This window comes from Kordia aestuariivivens (assembly GCF_014397005.1).
Taxonomy (GTDB): domain Bacteria; phylum Bacteroidota; class Bacteroidia; order Flavobacteriales; family Flavobacteriaceae; genus Kordia; species Kordia aestuariivivens.
Genome location: NZ_JACGWS010000008.1, coordinates 176270 through 196475, shown reverse-complemented (window position 1 = coordinate 196475; position 20206 = coordinate 176270). Strand labels below are relative to the sequence as shown.

Sequence of the window (20206 nt, the reverse complement as noted above, 5' to 3'; positions counted from 1 at the left end):
ATGGCACTTTTTTATTTTTTATGATGTATGATTGCTAACGCATATTGATTTTAAGAATTATATTCTAAAACCGTTGGTTGTGGTAAGAAAAGCTCAATCAGGAATACGAGACTGTCTCTTGAAATGATTGTAATTGAGATGAGAATTGTTGAGAGTAATATCGCGACAGCTAAATTATTCTTTTTTAATTCACCGACTTCATCTACATGCTTCGTTAGTGATTTAGCCAACATGAACGAACTGAAGTGAATTAATCCTGCCAACAAGAATCCTATGAATAGTGATAGCGACGAATATTTTAAGACTTCAACAAATAGATTTTCCCTTGCGTGAATTTTCAGCATTTCTATTGCGCTAATAATCGATGGAATGATTCCGCTTAGTAAATAACCTGTGCTAAAAATAATTCCTGAAAAGAATATACTTAATGCTAAGTTAGAGTCGTTTAGGTTTTCTTCTTTTAGCTTGAAGATTCTGATCAGTACTTTATACGAGATAAAAAATATAATAATGGCAAGTACGATTGATAATACCATTTGACTTAATGCGAGATAGAATAATTCTGTGTTCATGTGGTTGCTTTTTTAGTTGACTAATACAAAATCCCAATAACTTATGGTTGAAACATCTTTTGGTAAATACCCAATAGGACATCCTTTTGCAGTAGTTTCTACGAAATAATATTTTTTACGGTTGTATGTTTTGTATTTTCCTCGTGCGGGCACATTGATTCCTAATACGGAATGCTTGTATTGATTGCTGTTTAAGATGGCAACATCAAAATTAAATTTTGCCAAGATTACGAATAGTAATACCGTACGCGAATCACAATCGCCTTTGAGGTTTGTACCAAATTCTGCGGGCGCAAAGATTCCAAGTCGCACATTTCCAACACATGGATAATCTTCAGTTCCTGTACACGGCGTTGATTTGATATAGTTGTATTGAATGTTTTGAATACTCGTAATGATGAATTCGGCAAACTTTTTTCTACTCATTTTTTTGTCTTTCTGAATTTTACTGAACGACGTATATAAGTGATTTAGTAATGGCTTATCATGATCTGCCATGTGTTTGTAAAATTTCCCCCAAGTAAAGTCTCTTGTATATCTATACCCTTCTCGATTGGTTTTAGACTTTTTGACGCTATTTTCAGCAATTTTAAAGTCCATTCGATACCAATCGCCTTCAAAATCTTTCCAATATTGTTTGTTGATGATGTATTTAATAACGTCGTTGCCTTCTGTCGTTGTGATGATTTCTGTTTTGGTTGTTTCTTCTTTAGGAACATCCGTATCATCAATGTCATATCCTGCATTTTTTATTAGAATTGTCATGATAATGGAGAATAAAACAAATACCGCAACTGTTCGCAGAAAATCAAAGAATACACTTTTGAACACAGCTTTGTTAGAGAGTGATTTTCGCCCAACTTTTTTCCAAAGATATCGCAACACAAAGAAACCACTCACCGCGAAAACGAGTAGTGATGCACCTTCTATTTTGACTTCAGTTGCTAAGAAGAATAAGATAATCAATAAGAAACCTGTGGCTATAAGTGCCAAACAACCCGAAAAGAGTCGTTGAAAGCTAACAATACAACCATGTGGTTTTTTTTGATTTGTCATGGTTTAAAGATACTATCTTTTTTGAATTTTAAAAATACGAAGAATTGCTGATTTTTTTTGAATGTTAAAAACATCACGATTATGTTTGATATAACACGCTTGAAGCGACGTTTAGGGAAGTTTGAATATAAAAAAGCGAGTTCCTTTACAGAAACTCGCTTTTAGCATAGTAGTGTGTGATTCGTAGTTTATTTTATTTTGAAAGCTTTGTCTTGTGGATAATACGCAACTTCGCCTAATTCTTCTTCAATACGTAATAATTGATTGTATTTTGCCATTCTGTCTGAACGAGAAGCTGAACCTGTTTTGATTTGTCCTGTGTTTAATGCAACCGCTAAATCTGCAATGGTATTGTCTTCCGTTTCTCCAGATCTGTGTGACATTACCGAAGTGTAACCTGCATTGTGCGCCATGTTTACCGCAGCAATTGTTTCTGTCAAGGTTCCAATTTGGTTTACTTTGATTAAGATAGAGTTTGCTGTATTGTTTTCAATTCCTCTTGATAAACGATCAACATTTGTTACAAATAAATCATCTCCAACTAATTGTACTTTGTCTCCAACGATTTCAGTTAGGTATTTCCAACCTTCCCAATCGTTTTCATCCATTCCGTCTTCAATAGAGATGATTGGATAGTTTGCTGCTAATTCAGCTAAGTAATCTGCTTGCTCTTTTGAAGATCTGATTTTTCCAGTTTCTCCTTCAAATTTTGCATAGTTATATTTCCCATCTACATAGAATTCTGCCGCAGCACAATCTAACGCGATCATAATTTCGTCACCTAGTTTGTACCCTGCATTTGCAACTGCTAAAGAAATGGTATCTAACGCATCTTCTGTTCCGTCTAATGTTGGTGCAAATCCACCTTCGTCACCTACAGCCGTACTTAAACCTCTGTCGTGTAATACTTTTTTTAAGTGATGAAAGATTTCAGTTCCCATTTGCATGGCATGCGTAAAGTTTTTCGCTTTTACTGGCATGACCATGAATTCTTGAAACGCAATTGGCGCATCAGAGTGCGAACCTCCATTGATGATATTCATCATTGGTACAGGAAGTGTGTTTGCAGAAACACCACCTACATATCTGTATAACGGCATTCCAAGTTCGTTTGCAGCAGCTTTTGCAGCAGCTAATGAAACTCCTAATATTGCGTTTGCTCCGAGGTTTCCTTTGTTTGGCGTTCCATCTAAATCGATCATCATTTTGTCGATTTGATTTTGCTCAAATACAGAAACTCCCATTAATGCTTCCGCGATGGTTGTATTTACATTATTGATCGCTTTACTAACTCCTTTTCCCATGTAAGCGCTTCCGCCATCTCTTAATTCAACAGCTTCATGTTCTCCTGTTGATGCTCCTGAAGGTACAGCAGCTCTTCCCAATACTCCATTTTCTGTTACTACATCTACTTCAACGGTTGGGTTACCTCTTGAATCTAATATTTGTCTTGCGTGAATGTTTATGATTCTGCTCATTTTCTTTGTTTCTTTTATTTCTTTACTGGCTAATTTACAAAACTATACCCAGTTTTATAAGGCTTGCCGTTGCTTTTACGGATATGTTAGCGATGTGCTATTTTTGTCTCTTTTTACAAAAAGCGAAAACGTTTTCTACTGATTATTGTTTAACTACTTTTTACTGAATAGCACAATATTTTCTGTTGATTTGAACGCGTACGATAATGGTTTGTTCGTAAATGACTTTTTAGCGTCGTAATTTACGAGTGCTGCTGTGTTTGGAACTTGTAATTTCCATGAACCAGAATTTGTCAAGTCTCCCGGAATGATCATGGCAACTTGCCCATACGATTCAGAAATATCAATAGCAATTGTTGCGTTTCCATTATTTGCGGCTGCTTGTGCTTTTACTAATGATTCTTGATTGCTTGCGTTGCCTAGTTTTGTCCAGTTATCAGACTTTTTTACTATGGATTGAATGCTATCATACACTACATATTCTCCTTTGTCATTTTTGAAATCGGAGATTTTATAAAATTCAGCAATCATTTTTGTGATGCTGTTTCTACAGTCATTTCTGTTTGTTGAATTTTCTTTGCAATTTTTGAAATATGCAATTGTGGTTGACAATAGTTGTTCTTTGTTAGAACTCATTTCTGCTTTTTTTACAGCCGTAACTGACCACTCATTCTCCTTCGTTGTTTCTGTTGGAGTTGTTTTTGTTGAAGTTGTTTTTGTTGTCGTTGAAGATTTTGCTTCCTCTTTACAAGAAATTACAAATACGAACACGACAAGTAGCATGATGATTCTGTACATTTTTTTGTTTTTGTTTTATGTTATTAGATTGTCTAAAAAGTCTTAAAAAACGTCATTCTGAATTAAATTCAGAATGACGAAAATTATACTTTTCAGATAGCTTTATTAAACAGTTTGTACTTTTTGAATATTCGCGATGAATTGATCAAATAGATATTCTCCATCGTGTGGTCCAGGACTAGCTTCAGGATGGTATTGTACCGAGAAACAGTTTTTGTCTTTTACACGAATTCCAGCAACTGTATCATCGTTTAAGTGTATGTGTGTGATTTCTACATCTGCATTTGCTTCCGTTTCTTCTCTATTGATGGCAAAACCGTGATTTTGCGATGTGATTTCACCTTTTCCTGTCAACATGTTCTTTACAGGATGATTGATTCCACGATGTCCGTTGTGCATTTTGTAAGTTGAGATTCCATTTGCCAATGCTATTACTTGATGTCCTAAACAGATTCCAAATAATGGCAAGTCGCGCTTGATCACTTCTTTTGCAAATGTGATTGCGTCACTTAGTGGTTCTGGATCTCCAGGTCCGTTGGATATGAAGTATCCATCAGGGTTCCAAGCGCTCATTTCTTCAAATGTAGCGTTGTACGGGAATACTTTGATGCATGCATCACGTTTTGCAAGGTTTCTTAGAATGTTCTTTTTGCATCCGATGTCTAAGGCTGCTATTTTGTGTGTCGCGTTTTCGTCTCCAAAAATGTATGCTTCTTTTGTAGATACTTTAGACGCTAATTCTAGTCCTGCCATGCTAGGTACTTCAGCTAGTTTCGCTTTTAGGTCGTCAATGTTATCAACTTCCGTAGAAATTACCGCGTTCATTGCTCCATTGTCTCTAATGTAGCCAACTAATGCGCGCGTATCAACATCAGATATTGCAAATAAATTGTTGTTGTCTAAAAATTCTTTTAGTGAACTATCAGCGGCAGCTCTAGAGTAATCGTAACTAAAGTTTTTACAGATTAAACCTGCAATTTTAACACCGTCAGATTCCATTTCATTCGTCGTGGTTCCATAGTTTCCAATGTGAACATTTGCGGTCACCATTAATTGTCCATAATACGACGGATCCGTAAAGATTTCTTGATATCCTGTCATTCCGGTATTGAAACATACTTCACCATAAGCTGTTCCAGGTTGTCCGATTGCTTTTCCGTAAAAGATAGTTCCATCTTCAAGAAGTAATAATGCCTTTTGTCGAGTTTGGTATTTCATATCAGATATACAATTTAGTTGTGTTGTGTTTATGAATTGATTAGTTGTGTTTTATTTTTACTATGGTATTGTTATGTACTTTTCCTGTTATTTCATAGCCTAATGATAGGATGTTTTCTTTGAACCAATCATTTGCTAAGATGTCATTGTGTGATAGTATTTCGAGAATAAGTATTGGTTTGCATCTTTTGATACTATTGATAGCTCCTTTGAGCGCTGGAATTTCAAATCCTTCCAAGTCTAGTTGTACTACGGAGATGTTTCTGTCTTCAGGAATCATGCTATCTAAGGTTTCAATTGTAATGGGTACAAATTTACCTTTTTTTGAATTAATTATTCTACTTGCGCCACCTAAACGTTTTCCATCTTCTGTTTCAATTTGTAATTGAACATCCGCTTTTTCTTCTCCCAAACCAACTTGAAAGAGATTCACATTGTTTAGATTGTTAATTCGCATGGTAATTTCAGCACACCGATAGTATTCTGAACTTGGTTCAAATGTCCATACTTGTGCTTTGTTTGAGATATGTTTTGCTATTCCAGGGAGAAAGTCTCCAAAATATGCGCCAGCTTGTACAACATCACCCGTGCCGCAATTGTCTATAATGTATTGAATGGTTTCTGGTTCGTATACGTTTCCTTTGAGTATTTCTTGCACAACCGATTCTTGCTGTGCAGAAAAAGGCGTACAGTATCCACCATATTTGTTGTAAGCAATTGTACAATCTAATGTAAATTCATCTTTTATTAAAGAAGCGTTATACGTAGGTTTGTTAACGTAAGAAGTTTGAAGAATTTCTCTTTTTATAAACTTCTTTAGGCTTTTAGGAACCAATGATTTTACAAGTTTAATCATTTTTACAGTGATTTGTTTTTGAATTTAAAAATCAATCTAATTCTCAAGTATTGTTTTTTTGAGATTCCGCTTATCAGTGGAATTAGATCAACTTACAATTATAAGTTTGCCTTTTAGACTTCTTAGAATTGAGTTTCTCTACTATAAAAAAAGGGATAAACTTAAAAAAAGTTTATCCCTTATATGTAATGAATTGATTTTCATCTATTCTTCTTCTGTTGAAGCTTGTGGAGTTTCTACTACTGGTGCAGTTTTGCTTCCGCCACCTCTTCTGCTACGTCTCGTAGTCTTCGCTTTCTTCTCAGTAGTGTACGTTTCGTTGTAATCTACTAATTCGATTAATGCCATTTGAGCATTATCACCAAGACGATTTCCTAGCTTTATGATTCTTGTGTATCCACCTGGTCTGTCAGCAACTTTTACAGCTACATCTCTGAATAATTCAGTTACAGCATATTTGTCTCTTAGTTTACTAAATACTAAACGACGATTGTGTGTTGTATCGCTTTTAGATTTTGTTACTAATGGCTCAACAAACAGCTTTAACGCTTTCGCTTTTGCAACAGTTGTGTTAATACGTTTGTGCTCAATTAATGAACAAGCCATATTAGCTAACATTGCTTTTCTGTGCGCTGTTTTTCTACCTAAGTGATTTACTTTTTTTCCGTGTCTCATGACATTTGTTTTTTACCTCTATCTTGCTTCAACTTGTTTAAGGAGCAAATTATAAAGGAATTAATCTTTATCTAATTTGTATTTTGATAAGTCCATTCCGAAACTTAAACCTTTAACGTTTACTAGTTCTTCTAGTTCAGTTAATGATTTTTTACCGAAGTTTCTGAATTTCATTAAATCATTTTTGTTGTAAGATACTAAGTCTCCTAGTGTATCTACTTCTGCAGCTTTTAAACAGTTTAATGCTCTTACAGAAAGGTCCATGTCTACTAATTTTGTTTTTAGTAGTTGACGCATGTGTAATGATTCTTCATCATACGTTTCTGTTTGTGCAATTTCATCAGCTTCTAATGTGATACGCTCATCAGAGAATAACATGAAGTGGTGAATTAATGTTTTAGCAGCTTCAGTCAACGCTTCTTTAGGATGAATAGATCCGTCAGTGATGATTTCGAAAACTAATTTTTCATAATCAGTTTTTTGTTCAACACGATAGTTTTCTATGCTATATTTTACATTTTTTACAGGTGTATAAATAGAATCTGTAAAAATTGTTCCTAATGGAGCATTTGATTTTTTGTTTTCTTCAGCTGGAACATATCCTCTACCTTTTTCAATCGTAATTTCCATGTTTAAGTTCACACTAGCATCCATGTTACAGATAACTAAGTCTGGATTTAACACTTGGAAACCAGAGATGAATTTTTGGAAATCACCGGCAGTTAATTGTTCTTTACCTGAAACAGAAATAGATACAGATTCGTTATCGATATCGTCTATTTGTCTTTTGAAACGCACTTGTTTCAAGTTTAAAATAATCTCTGTTACATCTTCTACAACACCAGAAATCGTTGAAAATTCGTGATCTACTTTGTCCATTCGAACAGAAGTAATCGCAAAACCTTCCAATGATGATAGAAGTACTCTTCTTAATGCGTTCCCGATTGTTAGCCCATAACCAGGTTCTAAAGGACGAAATTCAAATTTGCCATCGAACTCAGATGAGTCAATCATGATAACTTTGTCGGGCTTTTGGAAGTTTAATAATGCCATATTAAGAATACTTTCTGATTATTATTATTTAGAATATAATTCTACGATTAATTGCTCTTTAATGTTTTCAGGGATCTGAAGTCTTTCTGGAATAGCTACATACGTACCTTCCATTTGTTCTCCATTCCATGTGATCCACTCATATACGTGGCTAGCATTCGCTAGAGATCTTTCAATTACATCAAGAGATTTAGATTTTTCTCTTACTCCAACTACATCACCTGCTTTAAGGCTGTAAGAAGGAATATTTACTTTTTCTCCGTTTACTGTAATATGACGGTGAGACACTAATTGTCTTGCTCCGCTTCTTGTTGGTGCTATTCCCATTCTGTAAACTACGTTATCTAAACGAGATTCACATAATTGTAATAATACTTCACCTGTAATTCCTTTGCTACTGTTTGATTTTTCAAACAAGTTTCTGAACTGACGTTCAAGAATTCCATAGGTGTATTTTGCTTTTTGTTTTTCCATCAACTGGATAGCGTATTCAGATTTTTTTCCTCTACGTCTATTGTTTCCATGTTGACCTGGAGGATAGTTTCTTTTTTCAAAAGATTTATCTTCTCCGAAAATTGCTTCTCCGAATTTACGGGCAATTTTAGTTTTTGGTCCTGTATATCTTGCCATTTCTAATAGTTATATTTATGAGAGTGATTATGAATTAAGGCTGTCCTTCGATAATCGTTAATCTCTCAATGAAAATTAATTTGATTATACTCTTCTTCTCTTTGGAGGCCTACATCCGTTGTGTGGTAATGGAGTAACGTCGATAATTTCAGTTACTTCAATTCCTGCATTGTGGATTGTTCTGATAGCAGATTCTCTACCGTTTCCTGGACCTTTAACGTAAACTTTTACTTTACGTAATCCTGCTTCGTGTGCTACTTTAGAAGCCTCTTCAGCTGCAGTTTGTGCAGCATAAGGAGTGTTCTTTTTAGAACCTCTAAAGCCCATCTTACCAGCAGACGACCAAGAAATGACATCTCCTTTTTTGTTTGTAAGTGATATGATGATGTTATTGAAGGACGCTGTTACGTGTGCTGCTCCAACTGACTCAACTACTACTTTACGTTTTTTTGTACTCTTGCTAGACTTTGCCATACTACAAAATATTATTTAGTTGCTTTTTTCTTGTTAGCAACAGTTTTTCTTCTACCTTTTCTTGTTCTAGAGTTGTTCTTAGTTCTCTGACCTCTTAATGGAAGTCCAGATCTGTGACGAATTCCTCTGTAACATCCGATATCCATTAAACGTTTGATGTTTAATTGAACTTCAGTACGTAATTCACCTTCAATTTTAAAAGTACCAACTGCTTCACGAATTCTCCCGATTTCATCATCAGTCCAATCTGAAACTTTAGTATCTTCACTAACTTTTGCTGTAGCTAAAACTTCTTTAGCTCTACTTCTACCGACTCCAAAGATGTATGTTAATGCGATAACTCCTCTCTTATGCTTTGGAATGTCTACTCCTGCGATTCTTGCCATAACTATCCTTGTCTTTGTTTAAATCTAGGATTCTTTTTATTGATTACGTATAATCTACCCTTACGACGCACAATTTTGCACTCGGGACTTCTCTTTTTTACTGATGCTCTTACTTTCATGATTTATTAGTATCTATAAGTAATTCTTGCTTTTGTTAAATCGTACGGACTCATTTCTAACTTCACTTTATCACCAGGTAATAATTTGATATAATGCATACGCATTTTTCCTGAAATGTGAGCCGTTACAATATGTTCATTTTCTAATTCTACACGGAACATAGCATTTGATAATGCTTCTATGATTGTTCCATCTTGTTCTATTGCAGCTTGTTTAGCCATAATTATGCAACTACTTTACGGTTTTTACCAGTTTTCATTAAACCATCATAATGTCTGTTCAACAAGTATGAGTTTATTTGTTGCATGGTATCTATGGCAACTCCTACCATAATTAGCAACGATGTTCCTCCGAAGAATAATGCCCAACCTTGCTGAATTCCCATGATATTCCCAACAACTGCAGGGAATACTGCGATCAATGCTAAAAAGATTGATCCAGGCAACGTAATTTGTGACATTATCTTATCTAAGTATTCTCCAGTTTCTCCGCCAGGGCGAATTCCTGGAATAAATCCTCCACTTCTTTTTAAGTCATCTGCCATCTTGTTAGTAGGCACTGTAATAGCTGTGTAGAAATAGGTAAAGATGATGATTAGGAATGCAAATAACACATTGTACCATAATCCAAATACATCTTGGAAATTAGCGGTCATCCATTGTCCAACAGATGAGTTAGTTCCAAGTCCTTTTGCTACTGCCGATGGTACAAACATTAATGCTTGCGCAAAGATAATAGGCATTACACCAGATGCATTTAATTTTAATGGAATAAATTGTCTTGCCCCAAAAACATTTTTTTCATATCCACCTGTTGCTGTTCTTCTAGCGTATTGTACTGGTATTTGACGAACTGCCATTACCAACATGATACTTGCCAAAATAATGGCCAACCATATTACAATTTCTATCAGAATTAACATTGGTTTTCCTGAGTTAGAAACAAATTCTTGAAAAAATGCTTGTGGCATGTATGCGATAATTCCAACCATGATTAGTAATGAAATACCATTACCAATACCTTTGTCTGTAATTTTCTCTCCTAACCACATTGCAAAAATTGTTCCTGTGACTAAAATAATTACAGAAGGAATAATGAAATCTAAACCTTTCCCTACTGTAAATGCTTCAGGCGGAACTCCTAGTTGTCCTAATCCCCATAAGTAGAAAGGTGCTTGCACCAAACATATAACGATTGTAAGCCATCTAGTAATTTGAGTGATTTTTTTACGACCACTTTCTCCTTCTTTTTGAAGTTTTTGCAGGTAAGGAATTGCGATTCCCATCAACTGAACTACAATAGAAGCAGATATATATGGCATAATTCCTAATGCAAATACAGAAGCCTTAGCGAAAGCTCCTCCAGTAAACATGTTTAATAGACCACCAAGTCCATTTTCAAAATTACCAGCAAATGCATCACCAAGTTTTGTATAGTCCATACCTGGAAGACTCACTTGAGCACCAAAACGGTACACTAATAAAAGTCCTAATGTTATTAGAACCTTATTTTTTAGCTCCTCTATACTCCAAATATTTTTTATTGTGTCAATAAAATTTTTCATGCTTCTATGTAAAAATTATAAAGTTACTGCTTCTCCTCCTGCTGCTTCAATGGCTGCTTTAGCCGAAGCTGTGAATTTGTGTGCTGTAACTTTTAATTTTGATTTTAGCTCACCTCTTCCAAGGATTTTTACTAAATCAGTTTTTCTAGCTACTCTATTAGCTACTAATACTTGTAAATCAACAGTATCTGTGATTTTACCTTCTTCGACTAATTCCTGTAATCTATCAAGATTTACACCTTGATATTCTTTACGATTGATGTTTGTGAAACCAAACTTAGGAACACGCCTTTGTAGAGGCATTTGACCACCTTCAAATCCAATTTTTCTAGAATAACCCGATCGAGATTTAGCTCCGTTGTGACCTCTTGTTGAAGTACCACCTTTTCCAGAACCTTGTCCTCTACCTACTCGTTTGTTATTACTTTGAACTGAACCTTCAGCTGGTTTTAAGTTACTTAAATCCATAACTAGTTGTTATTTTTAAGCTTCTTCGACAGAAACTAAATGTTTAACTTTATTTACCATTCCAAGGATGTTTGGTGTAGCTTCGTGTTCTACAACCTGACCGATCTTTTTAAGACCAAGCGCTTCTAGCGTTCTCTTTTGATTCTGAGGACGACTAATTTTGCTTCTTACCTGTTTTACTTTGATTTTTGCCATTTTATCCTTGATTTATCCTTTAAATACTTTTTCTAAAGAAATTCCTCTTTGTTTTGCAACAACACCAGCATCTCTTAATTGTAATAAAGCATCAAATGTTGTTTTTACTACGTTGTGCGGGTTAGATGATCCTTGAGACTTAGATAATACGTTGTGAACTCCGACAGCTTCTAATACTGCACGTACAGCTCCACCTGCAATAACTCCCGTACCGGAAGATGCTGGTTGAATATATACTCTTGCTCCACCGAATTTACCTTTTTGTTCGTGTGGTACAGTACCTTTTTGCAAAGGTATACGCACTAAATTTTTCTTAGCATCTTCAATCGCTTTTGCAATTGCTGTAGCAACGTCTTTTGATTTACCTAAACCGTGTCCTACAACACCGTTTTCATCTCCAACTACTACGATCGCTGAGAAACCAAAAGCTCTACCACCTTTAGTTACTTTAGTTACACGTTGTACTCCTACCAAACGATCTTTTAATTCTAATCCACTTGGCTTTACTAATTCTGCGTTTTTGTATTTCTGATACATAGTTTCTTAGAATTTAAGTCCTCCTTCTCTAGCACCTTCTGCTAATGATTTTACTCTTCCGTGGTATAAATATCCACCTCGATCAAACGAGATTGTTTCAATTCCAGCTTTTAAGGCTTTTTCAGCAATTGACTTCCCTACTAAGGCAGCAACTTCTGTTTTTGACCCATCTGATTTGATGTCTTTATCTCTTGATGATGCTGCGGCAATTGTTTTACCATCTACATCATTAATGATCTGAGCATAAATTTCTTTATTACTTCTAAAAACAGATAATCTTGGTCTAGCTTCTGTACCGCCAACGATTTTTCTAATTCTGTTTTTGATTCTCTGTCTTCTTTCAGTCTTTGATAATCCCATAATTAATTATTAAGCTGATTTACCTGCTTTTCTTCTTAATACTTCTCCAACGAACTTAACTCCTTTTCCTTTGTAAGGTTCTGGTCTACGGAACGCACGGATTTTAGCCGCTACTTGTCCAACCAATTGCTTGTCGTAAGAAGTTAATTTTATAATTGGGTTTTTTCCTTTTTCAGATACTGTTTCAACTTTTACTTCTGGAGCTAGGTTGAGTACAATATTGTGAGAAAATCCTAAAGCTAATTCTAGTCTTTGTCCTTGATTACTTGCTCTGTAACCTACTCCAACTAGTTCTAATTCTTTTGTAAACCCTTTAGAGACACCTTCAACCATGTTGTTAAGTAATGCTCTATATAGACCGTGTTTTGCTCTATGATCTTTGCTTTCAGATGGACGCTCTAGTACTAATTGACCTTCTTCTTGTTTGACAGTAATACCATCAACTTGTTGTGTCAACTCTCCTAGCTTACCTTTTACGGTTACTTGACCTTCTTTTATATCTACAGTAACTCCTGCTGGAATACTTACTGGGTTTTTACCTATTCTTGACATTTCCGTTAGTCTTTTTAATTAGTAAACGTAACATAAAACCTCTCCACCAACATTTTCACGTTGAGCTTGCTTTCCTGTCATTACTCCGTGAGAAGTAGATACGATTGCAATTCCCAATCCGTTTAATACTCTTGGAAGTTCGTTTGCTCCAGCATACTGACGTAAACCTGGCGTACTGATTCTTTGAATTTTCTTGATTACAGGGTCTTTGGTCATCTTATCGTATTTTAAAGCGATTTTGATGCTTCCTTGAACTTTTGAATCTTCAAACTTGTAACTTAAGATAAATCCTTGATCAAACAAGATCTTCGTAATTTCTTTCTTAAGTTTTGAAGCTGGAATCTCCACAACTCTGTGTCCTGCACTACTAGCGTTTCTAACCCTAGTTAAATAATCCGCTATTGGATCTGTATACATACTTATTTATTTGCGGTTTTGGTTTTCAATACTACTTTAGCATTGAACCTGAAACCAGTTTATAATTTTACCAACTTGCCTTTCTAACTCCAGGAATTAACCCTTTGTTGGCCATTTCTCTAAACATTACACGAGAAAGACCGAATTGGCGCATATACCCTTTTGGTCTACCTGTAAGTTTGCAACGATTATGCATACGAATTGGAGAAGCATTTTTTGGTAACTTTTGTAATCCTTCGTAATCTCCAGCTTCTTTCAAAGCTTTCCTTTTCTCAGCATATTTAGCAACCGTTTTTGCTCTTTTCACCTCGCGGGCTTTCATTGATTCTTTAGCCATAATTAGTTCTTTTTAAAAGGTAATCCTAGTTCAGTTAATAATGATTTAGCTTCTTTGTCTGTTGACGCAGAAGTTACAAATGTAATATCCATTCCAGCAATTCTATTTACTTTATCGATATTTATTTCTGGAAAGATAATTTGCTCAGTAATTCCTAAGTTATAATTACCTCTTCCATCAAAACCATTTGCTTTGATCCCACCAAAATCTCTTACACGAGGTAAGGCTGAAGTAGCTAATCTATCTAGGAATTCGTACATCTGCTCTCCTCTTAACGTAACTTTCACACCAATTGGCATTCCTTTACGTAATTTGAAAGTTGCAACATCCTTTTTAGACATTGTAGGAATAGCTTTTTGTCCTGTAATTTTCCCAAACTCTTCAAGAGCGTGGTCAATTAACTTCTTGTCAGCTACTGCTCCACCAACACCTCTACTTAAAACAATTTTTTCAAGTTTTGGTACTTGCATTACGTTATTGTAACCGAATTCTTCTGTAAGAGCTTGGATAACTCTATCCTTGTACTCTTGTTTTAATCTTGGAATATAAGCCATAACTATAATACTTCATTAGATTTTTTAGAAAACCTTACTTTCTTGTCTCCTTCCATTCTGTAACCTACTCTTGTTGTTTCTCCTTTTGAAGTCAACAAAGATAAGTTAGAAATTTGGATAGGCGCTTCCTTTTTAACGATTCCACCTTGAGGGTTTTGAGCACTAGGCTTTTGATGCTTAGATACCATATTTACTCCTTCAACAATCGCTTTGTTTTTTTCACGAAGTACAGTTAGCACTTTACCTTCTGATCCTTTATGATCTCCAGCTATTACTTTTACTGTATCTCCTGATTTTATCTTTAGTTTTGTCATCTTAAACAATGTATTAAAGCACCTCTGGTGCTAATGATACAATTTTCATGAATTGCTTATCACGAAGTTCTCTAGCGACCGGTCCGAAAACACGAGTTCCTCTCATTTCCCCTGTTGGGTTTAAAAGAACACATGCGTTATCATCGAATCTTATGTAAGATCCATCAGGTCGTCTTACTTCTTTCTTAGTACGTACAACAACTGCTGTAGAAACTTGTCCTTTCTTAACACTTCCATTGGGAGTTGCATCCTTAACAGTTACAACAATTTTATCTCCTACTGAAGCGTATCGTCTTTTCGTTCCACCTAGAACACGAATAGTTAAAACTTCTTTAGCTCCCGTGTTATCTGCTACTTTTAATCTTGATTCTTGTTGTAACATAATTATTTAGCTCTATCAATGATTTCAACTAATCTCCAACATTTGGTTTTACTCAATGGACGTGTTTCCATTATTTTTACTGTATCACCAATGTTACAATCGTTCTTTTCGTCGTGCGCAACATATTTCTTTGTTTTTAACACGAACTTACCGTACATAGCATGCTTTACTCTTTTAACTTCAGAAACCACAATTGATTTCGTCATTTTATTACTAGTAACAACACCTATTCTCTCTTTTCTTAAATTTCTTTTTTCCATCTGTCAGTAGAATTCAATTTATTGCAATTCTCTTTTAGTTAGTTCAGTAGCTACTCTAGCAACTGTTCTTCTTACGGAACGCAACTGAATTGGATTATCTAAAGGAGATATAGAATTTGCCATTTTTAAGTCAGCATAACTCTTTTTAAACTCCTTTAGTTTTTCTTGCAACTCAGCTACAGATAATTCTTTAATTTCTGATTGTTTCATAACTTATAAAAATTAAGCCTCGAAATCTCGAGCTACAATAAACTTAGTTTTAACTGGTAATTTTTGAGCTGCTAAGCGCAATGCTTCTTTAGCAACATCAATAGGAACTCCACCTACTTCAAAAATAATTCTTCCAGGTTTTACAACAGCTGCCCAGTATTCTGGAGCACCTTTACCTTTACCCATACGTACTTCAAGCGGCTTCTTTGTAATTGGCTTGTCTGGAAAAATCTTGATCCATAATTGACCTTCTCTTTTCATGAAACGAGTTGCCGCTACACGGGCTGCTTCAATTTGACGAGATGTCAAGAAATTTGCATCTAATGATTTAATACCAAACATACCGTTAGAAAGTAAGTGACCTCTTCCAGAGTTCCCTTTCATACGCCCTTTCTGTACTTTACGATATTTTGTTCTTTTTGGCTGTAACATTTTTTCTTTACTTTAAAAAATTACTTTCTACGACGAGGTTTTCCTTTTCCACCAGAATTATTATTTCCACCTTTTCCTGATTGCTTTTTAGCCATCCCTACTAATGGAGATAATTCTCTTTTTCCATAAACCTCACCTTTCATGATCCACACTTTAACTCCCAATCTACCGTAAGTAGTATGAGCTTCGTGAAGTGTATAATCGATGTCTGCTCTGAAAGTTGATAAAGGAATACGACCATCTTTATAAGATTCTGATCGTGCCATTTCTGCTCCGTTTAAACGTCCAGAAATTTGCACTTTAATACCTTCAGCATTCATACGCATTGCAGCGGCAATTGCCATTTTGATTGCTCTTCTGTACGAAATTCTGTTTTCGATTTGACGAGCAATACTAGCTGCAACTAAGTTTGCATCAAGTTCAGGTCTCTTAATTTCAAAGATATTGATCTGTACTTCTTTACCAGTAATCTTCTTAAGCTCTTCTTTTAACTTGTCTACCTCTTGACCACCCTTACCAATAATGATACCTGGGCGAGCCGTCGTGATAGTAACGGTTACAAGTTTAAGCGTACGCTCGATGATTACTCTAGAAACACTAGCTTTAGATAAACGAGCATGGATATACTTTCTGATTTTATCGTCCTCAGCAAGTTTATCACCATAGTCATTACCTCCGTACCAGTTAGATTCCCATCCTCTGATGATACCAAGGCGATTTCCGATTGGATTTGTCTTTTGTCCCATATCTATCTTAACTTTGTGTATTATTATTAGCTCCTAAAACCAATGTAACATGGTTGGAACGTTTTCTTATTCTATGAGCACGACCTTGTGGAGCTGGGCGAAGTCTTTTTAACATACTTCCACCATCAACTCTGATCTCTTTTACAAATAATTCAGCATCTTCAACACTTGCATCTTCGTTTTTAGCTTGCCAGTTTGCGATAGCAGACAATAACAATTTTTCTAAACGACGTGATGCTTCTTTTTGACTGAATTTCAATATATGAAGCGCTTTTTCTACTTTAACACCTCTTACTAAATCCGCAACTAAGCGCATTTTTCTTGGTGAAGTAGGGCAGTTATTCAACTTTGCAAAGGCTATGCTTTTCTTAGCCTCTTTGATTTGCTCTGCTCTTTCTCTTTTACGAACTCCCATAGCTTCTTATTATTTTTTTCCTTTATTTTTCGCACCTGCATGACCTCTAAATGATCTTGTTGGTGAAAATTCTCCTAACTTATGTCCTACCATGTTTTCTGTAACATATACAGGAACAAACTGACGACCGTTGTGCACAGCAATAGTTTGTCCAACGAAATCTGGAGTAATCATAGATGCTCTTGACCAAGTTTTGATCACGGCTTTCTTTCCTGACTCAACATTTTGCTGAACTTTTTTATCTAAACTATGGTGAACGTAAGGTCCTTTTTTTAATGATCTAGCCATGTCTTATTTCTTTCTACGTTCAATGATATACTTATTACTCGCTTTCGTCTTAGATCTAGTACGGTATCCTTTAGCAGGTATTCCGTTTCTTGATCTTGGATGACCTCCAGAAGATTTACCTTCTCCACCACCCATTGGGTGATCAACAGGGTTCATCACTACTGGTCTAGTTCTAGATCTTCTTCCTAACCATCTTGTTCTACCTGCCTTACCAGATACTAACAATTGATGATCAGAGTTAGAAATAGCCCCGATTGTAGCTAAACAATTTGCCATTACAATTCTAGTTTCACCAGAAGGTAATTTAATTGTAGCATACTTTCCATCACGTGCCATTAATTGAGCGAAAGCACCAGCACTACGAGCCATAACAGCTCCTTGTCCTGGACGTAATTCTACACAAGAAATAATAGTTCCCAAAGGAATACTAGTTAAAGGCATCGTGTTTCCAATTTCTGGAGCAACTTTGTCTCCCGAAATAACAGACTGACCTACTTTTAAACCGTTTTGAGCTATGATATAACGCTTTTCACCATCAGCATACTGAACTAATGCGATAAAAGCCGTTCTATTTGGATCATACTCAATAGTTTTCACTTCTGCAGGAAGATCTTTTCTATCTCGTTTGAAATCGATAATACGATATCTTTTCTTATGACCACCTCCGATGTAACGCATGGTCATTTTCCCTTGATTGTTTCTACCACCAGACCTCTTTTTCGGTACGAGTAAACTCTTTTCCGGCTTGTCAGTAGTAATGGCATCGAATCCATTGACTACTCTAAAACGCTGAGCTGGTGTAATTGGTTTTAATTTTCTTACTGACATTTTTTGTCTTTACTTATATATTGCTATAAAAATCAATAATATCTCCATCCGCTACATCGACTATTGCTTTTTTCGTTGCGTTAGTCTTACCATGCTGAATTCCAGTTTTGGTGAAGCGTACTTTTCTATCAGGTCCGTAATTCATAGTACGAACTTTATCTACAGAAACCCCATAAGTAGCCTCTATAGCTTTCTTAATCTCAACTTTATTAGCTTTTACATTCACTAAAAAAGTATAACGATTATTTAACTCACTATCAGCGGTAGCTTTTTCAGTTACAACTGGCTTTATTAAGATGCTCATTTGGTTTCTTATTTACTTAAATTTGACTCAATTCCTTCTAATGCACCTTCAAAGAGAACAACGCTATTTGCGTTTATTATTTTGTAAGTGCTTAATTCTGAGCTAGTTAAAACCTCAGAGGTTTTCAAATTACGTGACGACAAATATACATTATTATTTGAATCACCCAACACAAATAGCGATTTTTTACTATCTAACCCTAAAGCTTTCAATACATTGATGAAATTTTTAGTTTTAGCAGTGTCAAAATTAAAGTCTTCAACTACGATGATAGACTCACTTTTTGCCTTTAATGCAAGTGCTGATTTTCTAGCTAATCTCTTTACATTTTTATTCAATTTCTGAGAGTAACTTCTTGGTCTTGGACCAAAAACTCTACCTCCACCTTTGAATAATGGGTTTTTAATACTACCTGCTCTCGCCGTACCTGTACCTTTTTGTTTTTTAATCTTTCTAGTACTTCCAACGATCTCAGCTCTTTCTTTAGCCTTGTGCGTCCCTTGTCTTTGATTTGCAAGATATTGCTTCACATCTAAGTAAACCGCATGATCATTTGGCTCTATAGCGTAAACAGCATCAGAAAGGTTTGCCTTTCTACCTGTTTCTTTTCCGTTTAAATCTAAAACTGCTATTTCCATTACTTCTGAACGATTACATAAGCGTTTTTATGCCCAGGAACACATCCTTTGACAACTATCAAGTTCTTCTCAGGAACAACTTTTAAAACTCTTAAATTTTGAACTTTCACTTTATCTCCACCCATTCTTCCTGCCATGCGCATTCCTTTGAATACACGTGCAGGGTAAGAAGCAGCTCCAATAGATCCTGGTGCTCTAAGACGGTTGTGCTGACCGTGAGTCGCTTGACCAACTCCAGCAAAACCATGACGCTTAACAACCCCTTGGAATCCTTTACCTTTAGAAGTACCAGCAACATCTACAAATTCACCTTCTTCAAAGTGATCTACAGTGATACTGTCTCCTAATTTATACTCTTTCTCAAATCCTTGGAATTCAATGACTTTATACTTAGGCGAAGTTCCTGCTTTTTTAAAGTGACCATTAGCCGCTTTAGAAGCACGTTTTTCTGCCTTGTCATCGAAACCAAGTTGAAGAGCTTCATACCCGTCAACCTCATTGGTTCTGACTTGGGTAACAACACAAGGTCCAGCTTCAATAACAGTACATGGAATGTTTTTTCCATTCTCGTCAAAGATGCTAGTCATGCCGATTTTTTTTCCGATTAACCCAGACATATTTATTAATTTAATTAATTATTATTTGCTTTCTTCTGAAAGCTCTAAAAAAAACAGGGTTAAATACTTCAACCCTGTTTGATGTATTTTTACCATTTTTCCTTTGCGAAACGCTCCGGACATGTTACTAAAAGATTCCCTTTTAGTTTTTTATGATCACACTTTGATCTCTACTTCAACACCACTTGGTAATTCAAGCTTCATAAGTGCATCAATTGTCTTTGAAGAAGAACTATAGATATCTAATAGTCTCTTGTAAGAACTTAATTGAAATTGCTCTCTTGATTTCTTGTTTACGTGTGGAGAACGCAATACAGTAAATATTTTTTTGTGCGTTGGTAATGGAATTGGCCCAGTTACTACAGCTCCAGTAGTTTTTACTGTTTTTACGATTTTTTCAGCTGACTTGTCAACTAAGTTATGATCGTATGATTTTAATTTTATTCTAATTTTCTGACTCATTTTCTTAGTT

General features: G+C 35.5%; 35 protein-coding genes. All 35 read right to left on the bottom strand.

Going from position 1 to position 20206, the window contains the following annotated elements; translation table 11 throughout:
• Positions 1 to 50: 50 nt before the first annotated feature.
• Positions 51 to 572, bottom strand: coding sequence for a DUF350 domain-containing protein (locus tag H2O64_RS14280; protein ID WP_187562877.1), 522 nt, complete (start codon positions 570 to 572; stop codon positions 51 to 53).
• Between the two features lie 12 nt (positions 573 to 584).
• Positions 585 to 1628: a hypothetical protein gene (locus H2O64_RS14275; protein WP_187562876.1), complete on the bottom strand. Its 1044-nt coding sequence runs from the start codon at positions 1626 to 1628 to the stop codon at positions 585 to 587.
• Between the two features lie 188 nt (positions 1629 to 1816).
• On the bottom strand, positions 1817 to 3106 hold the full coding sequence (eno, locus tag H2O64_RS14270) for a phosphopyruvate hydratase (protein ID WP_187562875.1): 1290 nt from the start codon (positions 3104 to 3106) through the stop codon (positions 1817 to 1819).
• A gap of 153 nt (positions 3107 to 3259) precedes the next feature.
• Positions 3260 to 3904, bottom strand: a complete 645-nt coding sequence (locus tag H2O64_RS14265; protein ID WP_187562874.1) for a hypothetical protein — start codon at positions 3902 to 3904, stop codon at positions 3260 to 3262.
• Positions 3905 to 4009: 105 nt separating this feature from the next.
• Positions 4010 to 5122 (bottom strand): glutamine-hydrolyzing carbamoyl-phosphate synthase small subunit, encoded by a 1113-nt coding sequence (gene carA, locus H2O64_RS14260; RefSeq protein WP_187562873.1) that lies wholly within the window; start codon positions 5120 to 5122, stop codon positions 4010 to 4012.
• A 40-nt stretch (positions 5123 to 5162) separates the two neighbouring features.
• Complete coding sequence (locus H2O64_RS14255) at positions 5163 to 5978, bottom strand: FkbM family methyltransferase (protein WP_187562872.1); 816 nt, start codon at positions 5976 to 5978, stop codon at positions 5163 to 5165.
• A 204-nt stretch (positions 5979 to 6182) separates the two neighbouring features.
• Positions 6183 to 6653, bottom strand: a complete 471-nt coding sequence (rplQ, locus tag H2O64_RS14250) for a 50S ribosomal protein L17 (RefSeq protein WP_187562871.1) — start codon at positions 6651 to 6653, stop codon at positions 6183 to 6185.
• A gap of 60 nt (positions 6654 to 6713) precedes the next feature.
• A complete protein-coding gene (locus H2O64_RS14245) occupies positions 6714 to 7706 on the bottom strand; it encodes a DNA-directed RNA polymerase subunit alpha (RefSeq protein WP_046756842.1) in 993 nt (330 codons plus the stop codon).
• A 24-nt stretch (positions 7707 to 7730) separates the two neighbouring features.
• Positions 7731 to 8336 carry a 30S ribosomal protein S4 gene (rpsD, locus tag H2O64_RS14240; RefSeq protein WP_187562870.1) on the bottom strand — a complete coding sequence of 202 codons (606 nt, stop codon included), beginning with the start codon at positions 8334 to 8336 and terminating at the stop codon, positions 7731 to 7733.
• 84 nt (positions 8337 to 8420) lie between these two features.
• Positions 8421 to 8810, bottom strand: coding sequence for a 30S ribosomal protein S11 (gene rpsK, locus H2O64_RS14235; RefSeq protein ID WP_187562869.1), 390 nt, complete (start codon positions 8808 to 8810; stop codon positions 8421 to 8423).
• An 11-nt stretch (positions 8811 to 8821) separates the two neighbouring features.
• Positions 8822 to 9196 (bottom strand): 30S ribosomal protein S13, encoded by a 375-nt coding sequence (rpsM, locus tag H2O64_RS14230; protein WP_187562868.1) that lies wholly within the window; start codon positions 9194 to 9196, stop codon positions 8822 to 8824.
• A 2-nt stretch (positions 9197 to 9198) separates the two neighbouring features.
• Positions 9199 to 9315: a type B 50S ribosomal protein L36 gene (ykgO, locus tag H2O64_RS14225; RefSeq protein WP_008992256.1), complete on the bottom strand. Its 117-nt coding sequence runs from the start codon at positions 9313 to 9315 to the stop codon at positions 9199 to 9201.
• Positions 9316 to 9321: 6 nt separating this feature from the next.
• Positions 9322 to 9537: a translation initiation factor IF-1 gene (gene infA / locus H2O64_RS14220; protein ID WP_046756846.1), complete on the bottom strand. Its 216-nt coding sequence runs from the start codon at positions 9535 to 9537 to the stop codon at positions 9322 to 9324.
• A 2-nt stretch (positions 9538 to 9539) separates the two neighbouring features.
• Positions 9540 to 10880: a preprotein translocase subunit SecY gene (gene secY, locus H2O64_RS14215; RefSeq protein ID WP_187562867.1), complete on the bottom strand. Its 1341-nt coding sequence runs from the start codon at positions 10878 to 10880 to the stop codon at positions 9540 to 9542.
• Between the two features lie 15 nt (positions 10881 to 10895).
• Positions 10896 to 11348: a 50S ribosomal protein L15 gene (rplO, locus tag H2O64_RS14210; RefSeq protein ID WP_187562866.1), complete on the bottom strand. Its 453-nt coding sequence runs from the start codon at positions 11346 to 11348 to the stop codon at positions 10896 to 10898.
• A gap of 15 nt (positions 11349 to 11363) precedes the next feature.
• On the bottom strand, positions 11364 to 11543 hold the full coding sequence (gene rpmD, locus H2O64_RS14205) for a 50S ribosomal protein L30 (RefSeq protein WP_160129202.1): 180 nt from the start codon (positions 11541 to 11543) through the stop codon (positions 11364 to 11366).
• Positions 11544 to 11555: 12 nt separating this feature from the next.
• Complete coding sequence (rpsE, locus tag H2O64_RS14200; RefSeq protein WP_187562865.1) at positions 11556 to 12080, bottom strand: 30S ribosomal protein S5; 525 nt, start codon at positions 12078 to 12080, stop codon at positions 11556 to 11558.
• A gap of 6 nt (positions 12081 to 12086) precedes the next feature.
• Positions 12087 to 12440 carry a 50S ribosomal protein L18 gene (rplR, locus tag H2O64_RS14195; protein ID WP_187562864.1) on the bottom strand — a complete coding sequence of 118 codons (354 nt, stop codon included), beginning with the start codon at positions 12438 to 12440 and terminating at the stop codon, positions 12087 to 12089.
• Between the two features lie 9 nt (positions 12441 to 12449).
• Positions 12450 to 12992 (bottom strand): 50S ribosomal protein L6, encoded by a 543-nt coding sequence (gene rplF, locus H2O64_RS14190; protein WP_187562863.1) that lies wholly within the window; start codon positions 12990 to 12992, stop codon positions 12450 to 12452.
• 18 nt (positions 12993 to 13010) lie between these two features.
• A complete protein-coding gene (rpsH, locus tag H2O64_RS14185) occupies positions 13011 to 13409 on the bottom strand; it encodes a 30S ribosomal protein S8 (RefSeq protein ID WP_187562862.1) in 399 nt (132 codons plus the stop codon).
• A 67-nt stretch (positions 13410 to 13476) separates the two neighbouring features.
• Positions 13477 to 13746 (bottom strand): 30S ribosomal protein S14, encoded by a 270-nt coding sequence (gene rpsN / locus H2O64_RS14180; protein WP_187562861.1) that lies wholly within the window; start codon positions 13744 to 13746, stop codon positions 13477 to 13479.
• A 2-nt stretch (positions 13747 to 13748) separates the two neighbouring features.
• Complete coding sequence (gene rplE / locus H2O64_RS14175; protein WP_187562860.1) at positions 13749 to 14300, bottom strand: 50S ribosomal protein L5; 552 nt, start codon at positions 14298 to 14300, stop codon at positions 13749 to 13751.
• Positions 14301 to 14302: 2 nt separating this feature from the next.
• Positions 14303 to 14614 (bottom strand): 50S ribosomal protein L24, encoded by a 312-nt coding sequence (gene rplX / locus H2O64_RS14170; RefSeq protein ID WP_187562859.1) that lies wholly within the window; start codon positions 14612 to 14614, stop codon positions 14303 to 14305.
• A gap of 13 nt (positions 14615 to 14627) precedes the next feature.
• Positions 14628 to 14996, bottom strand: coding sequence for a 50S ribosomal protein L14 (gene rplN / locus H2O64_RS14165; protein ID WP_161416048.1), 369 nt, complete (start codon positions 14994 to 14996; stop codon positions 14628 to 14630).
• A 2-nt stretch (positions 14997 to 14998) separates the two neighbouring features.
• Positions 14999 to 15256 (bottom strand): 30S ribosomal protein S17, encoded by a 258-nt coding sequence (gene rpsQ, locus H2O64_RS14160; protein WP_187562858.1) that lies wholly within the window; start codon positions 15254 to 15256, stop codon positions 14999 to 15001.
• A gap of 18 nt (positions 15257 to 15274) precedes the next feature.
• Entirely contained in the window at positions 15275 to 15466 is a 192-nt protein-coding gene (rpmC, locus tag H2O64_RS14155; protein ID WP_187562857.1) for a 50S ribosomal protein L29, read from the bottom strand.
• A 12-nt stretch (positions 15467 to 15478) separates the two neighbouring features.
• Positions 15479 to 15898: a 50S ribosomal protein L16 gene (gene rplP, locus H2O64_RS14150; protein WP_187562856.1), complete on the bottom strand. Its 420-nt coding sequence runs from the start codon at positions 15896 to 15898 to the stop codon at positions 15479 to 15481.
• Between the two features lie 20 nt (positions 15899 to 15918).
• Positions 15919 to 16644: a 30S ribosomal protein S3 gene (gene rpsC, locus H2O64_RS14145; RefSeq protein ID WP_160129213.1), complete on the bottom strand. Its 726-nt coding sequence runs from the start codon at positions 16642 to 16644 to the stop codon at positions 15919 to 15921.
• A gap of 7 nt (positions 16645 to 16651) precedes the next feature.
• Positions 16652 to 17059 (bottom strand): 50S ribosomal protein L22, encoded by a 408-nt coding sequence (gene rplV / locus H2O64_RS14140; protein WP_187562855.1) that lies wholly within the window; start codon positions 17057 to 17059, stop codon positions 16652 to 16654.
• 9 nt (positions 17060 to 17068) lie between these two features.
• Complete coding sequence (rpsS, locus tag H2O64_RS14135) at positions 17069 to 17347, bottom strand: 30S ribosomal protein S19 (RefSeq protein ID WP_187562854.1); 279 nt, start codon at positions 17345 to 17347, stop codon at positions 17069 to 17071.
• 3 nt (positions 17348 to 17350) lie between these two features.
• On the bottom strand, positions 17351 to 18175 hold the full coding sequence (gene rplB, locus H2O64_RS14130; protein ID WP_187562853.1) for a 50S ribosomal protein L2: 825 nt from the start codon (positions 18173 to 18175) through the stop codon (positions 17351 to 17353).
• 13 nt (positions 18176 to 18188) lie between these two features.
• On the bottom strand, positions 18189 to 18479 hold the full coding sequence (gene rplW / locus H2O64_RS14125; protein WP_187562852.1) for a 50S ribosomal protein L23: 291 nt from the start codon (positions 18477 to 18479) through the stop codon (positions 18189 to 18191).
• 8 nt (positions 18480 to 18487) lie between these two features.
• Positions 18488 to 19117 carry a 50S ribosomal protein L4 gene (gene rplD, locus H2O64_RS14120; protein ID WP_187562851.1) on the bottom strand — a complete coding sequence of 210 codons (630 nt, stop codon included), beginning with the start codon at positions 19115 to 19117 and terminating at the stop codon, positions 18488 to 18490.
• Positions 19117 to 19734, bottom strand: coding sequence for a 50S ribosomal protein L3 (gene rplC / locus H2O64_RS14115; RefSeq protein WP_187562850.1), 618 nt, complete (start codon positions 19732 to 19734; stop codon positions 19117 to 19119). The genes rplD and rplC overlap by 1 nt, the downstream gene beginning before the upstream one ends.
• 156 nt (positions 19735 to 19890) lie before the next feature.
• Positions 19891 to 20196 carry a 30S ribosomal protein S10 gene (gene rpsJ, locus H2O64_RS14110; RefSeq protein WP_007094989.1) on the bottom strand — a complete coding sequence of 102 codons (306 nt, stop codon included), beginning with the start codon at positions 20194 to 20196 and terminating at the stop codon, positions 19891 to 19893.
• Positions 20197 to 20206 lie beyond the last annotated feature (10 nt).

Bases quoted from the DNA above. Each gene is read 5' to 3' on its own strand.
- infA (WP_046756846.1), bottom strand. From the start codon at position 9,537: ATGGCTAAACAAGCTGCAATAGAACAAGATGGAACAATCATAGAAGCA.
- rpsN (WP_187562861.1), bottom strand. From the start codon at position 13,746: ATGGCTAAAGAATCAATGAAAGCCCGCGAGGTGAAAAGAGCAAAAACG.
- rplE (WP_187562860.1), bottom strand. From the start codon at position 14,300: ATGGCTTATATTCCAAGATTAAAACAAGAGTACAAGGATAGAGTTATC.
- H2O64_RS14275 (WP_187562876.1), bottom strand. From the start codon at position 1,628: ATGACAAATCAAAAAAAACCACATGGTTGTATTGTTAGCTTTCAACGA.
- H2O64_RS14265 (WP_187562874.1), bottom strand. From the start codon at position 3,904: ATGTACAGAATCATCATGCTACTTGTCGTGTTCGTATTTGTAATTTCT.
- rpsQ (WP_187562858.1), bottom strand. From the start codon at position 15,256: ATGGAAAAAAGAAATTTAAGAAAAGAGAGAATAGGTGTTGTTACTAGT.
- rpsD (WP_187562870.1), bottom strand. From the start codon at position 8,336: ATGGCAAGATATACAGGACCAAAAACTAAAATTGCCCGTAAATTCGGA.
- rpsJ (WP_007094989.1), bottom strand. From the start codon at position 20,196: ATGAGTCAGAAAATTAGAATAAAATTAAAATCATACGATCATAACTTA.
- rplX (WP_187562859.1), bottom strand. From the start codon at position 14,614: ATGACAAAACTAAAGATAAAATCAGGAGATACAGTAAAAGTAATAGCT.
- rplN (WP_161416048.1), bottom strand. From the start codon at position 14,996: ATGTTACAACAAGAATCAAGATTAAAAGTAGCAGATAACACGGGAGCT.
- H2O64_RS14245 (WP_046756842.1), bottom strand. From the start codon at position 7,706: ATGGCATTATTAAACTTCCAAAAGCCCGACAAAGTTATCATGATTGAC.
- rplQ (WP_187562871.1), bottom strand. From the start codon at position 6,653: ATGAGACACGGAAAAAAAGTAAATCACTTAGGTAGAAAAACAGCGCAC.
- rpsC (WP_160129213.1), bottom strand. From the start codon at position 16,644: ATGGGACAAAAGACAAATCCAATCGGAAATCGCCTTGGTATCATCAGA.
- rpsM (WP_187562868.1), bottom strand. From the start codon at position 9,196: ATGGCAAGAATCGCAGGAGTAGACATTCCAAAGCATAAGAGAGGAGTT.
- carA (WP_187562873.1), bottom strand. From the start codon at position 5,122: ATGAAATACCAAACTCGACAAAAGGCATTATTACTTCTTGAAGATGGA.
- rplF (WP_187562863.1), bottom strand. From the start codon at position 12,992: ATGTCAAGAATAGGTAAAAACCCAGTAAGTATTCCAGCAGGAGTTACT.
- rplP (WP_187562856.1), bottom strand. From the start codon at position 15,898: ATGTTACAGCCAAAAAGAACAAAATATCGTAAAGTACAGAAAGGGCGT.
- rplB (WP_187562853.1), bottom strand. From the start codon at position 18,175: ATGTCAGTAAGAAAATTAAAACCAATTACACCAGCTCAGCGTTTTAGA.
- rplD (WP_187562851.1), bottom strand. From the start codon at position 19,117: ATGGAAATAGCAGTTTTAGATTTAAACGGAAAAGAAACAGGTAGAAAG.
- secY (WP_187562867.1), bottom strand. From the start codon at position 10,880: ATGAAAAATTTTATTGACACAATAAAAAATATTTGGAGTATAGAGGAG.
- rpmD (WP_160129202.1), bottom strand. From the start codon at position 11,543: ATGGCAAAAATCAAAGTAAAACAGGTAAGAAGCAAAATTAGTCGTCCT.
- H2O64_RS14255 (WP_187562872.1), bottom strand. From the start codon at position 5,978: ATGATTAAACTTGTAAAATCATTGGTTCCTAAAAGCCTAAAGAAGTTT.
- rpsE (WP_187562865.1), bottom strand. From the start codon at position 12,080: ATGTATCAGAAATACAAAAACGCAGAATTAGTAAAGCCAAGTGGATTA.
- rpsH (WP_187562862.1), bottom strand. From the start codon at position 13,409: ATGTATACAGATCCAATAGCGGATTATTTAACTAGGGTTAGAAACGCT.
- rplC (WP_187562850.1), bottom strand. From the start codon at position 19,734: ATGTCTGGGTTAATCGGAAAAAAAATCGGCATGACTAGCATCTTTGAC.
- H2O64_RS14280 (WP_187562877.1), bottom strand. From the start codon at position 572: ATGAACACAGAATTATTCTATCTCGCATTAAGTCAAATGGTATTATCA.
- rplR (WP_187562864.1), bottom strand. From the start codon at position 12,440: ATGGGATTATCAAAGACTGAAAGAAGACAGAGAATCAAAAACAGAATT.
- ykgO (WP_008992256.1), bottom strand. From the start codon at position 9,315: ATGAAAGTAAGAGCATCAGTAAAAAAGAGAAGTCCCGAGTGCAAAATT.
- rpmC (WP_187562857.1), bottom strand. From the start codon at position 15,466: ATGAAACAATCAGAAATTAAAGAATTATCTGTAGCTGAGTTGCAAGAA.
- rplV (WP_187562855.1), bottom strand. From the start codon at position 17,059: ATGGGAGTTCGTAAAAGAGAAAGAGCAGAGCAAATCAAAGAGGCTAAG.
- rplW (WP_187562852.1), bottom strand. From the start codon at position 18,479: ATGAGCATCTTAATAAAGCCAGTTGTAACTGAAAAAGCTACCGCTGAT.
- rpsS (WP_187562854.1), bottom strand. From the start codon at position 17,347: ATGGCTAGATCATTAAAAAAAGGACCTTACGTTCACCATAGTTTAGAT.
- eno (WP_187562875.1), bottom strand. From the start codon at position 3,106: ATGAGCAGAATCATAAACATTCACGCAAGACAAATATTAGATTCAAGA.
- rplO (WP_187562866.1), bottom strand. From the start codon at position 11,348: ATGGATTTAAGTAACTTAAAACCAGCTGAAGGTTCAGTTCAAAGTAAT.
- rpsK (WP_187562869.1), bottom strand. From the start codon at position 8,810: ATGGCAAAGTCTAGCAAGAGTACAAAAAAACGTAAAGTAGTAGTTGAG.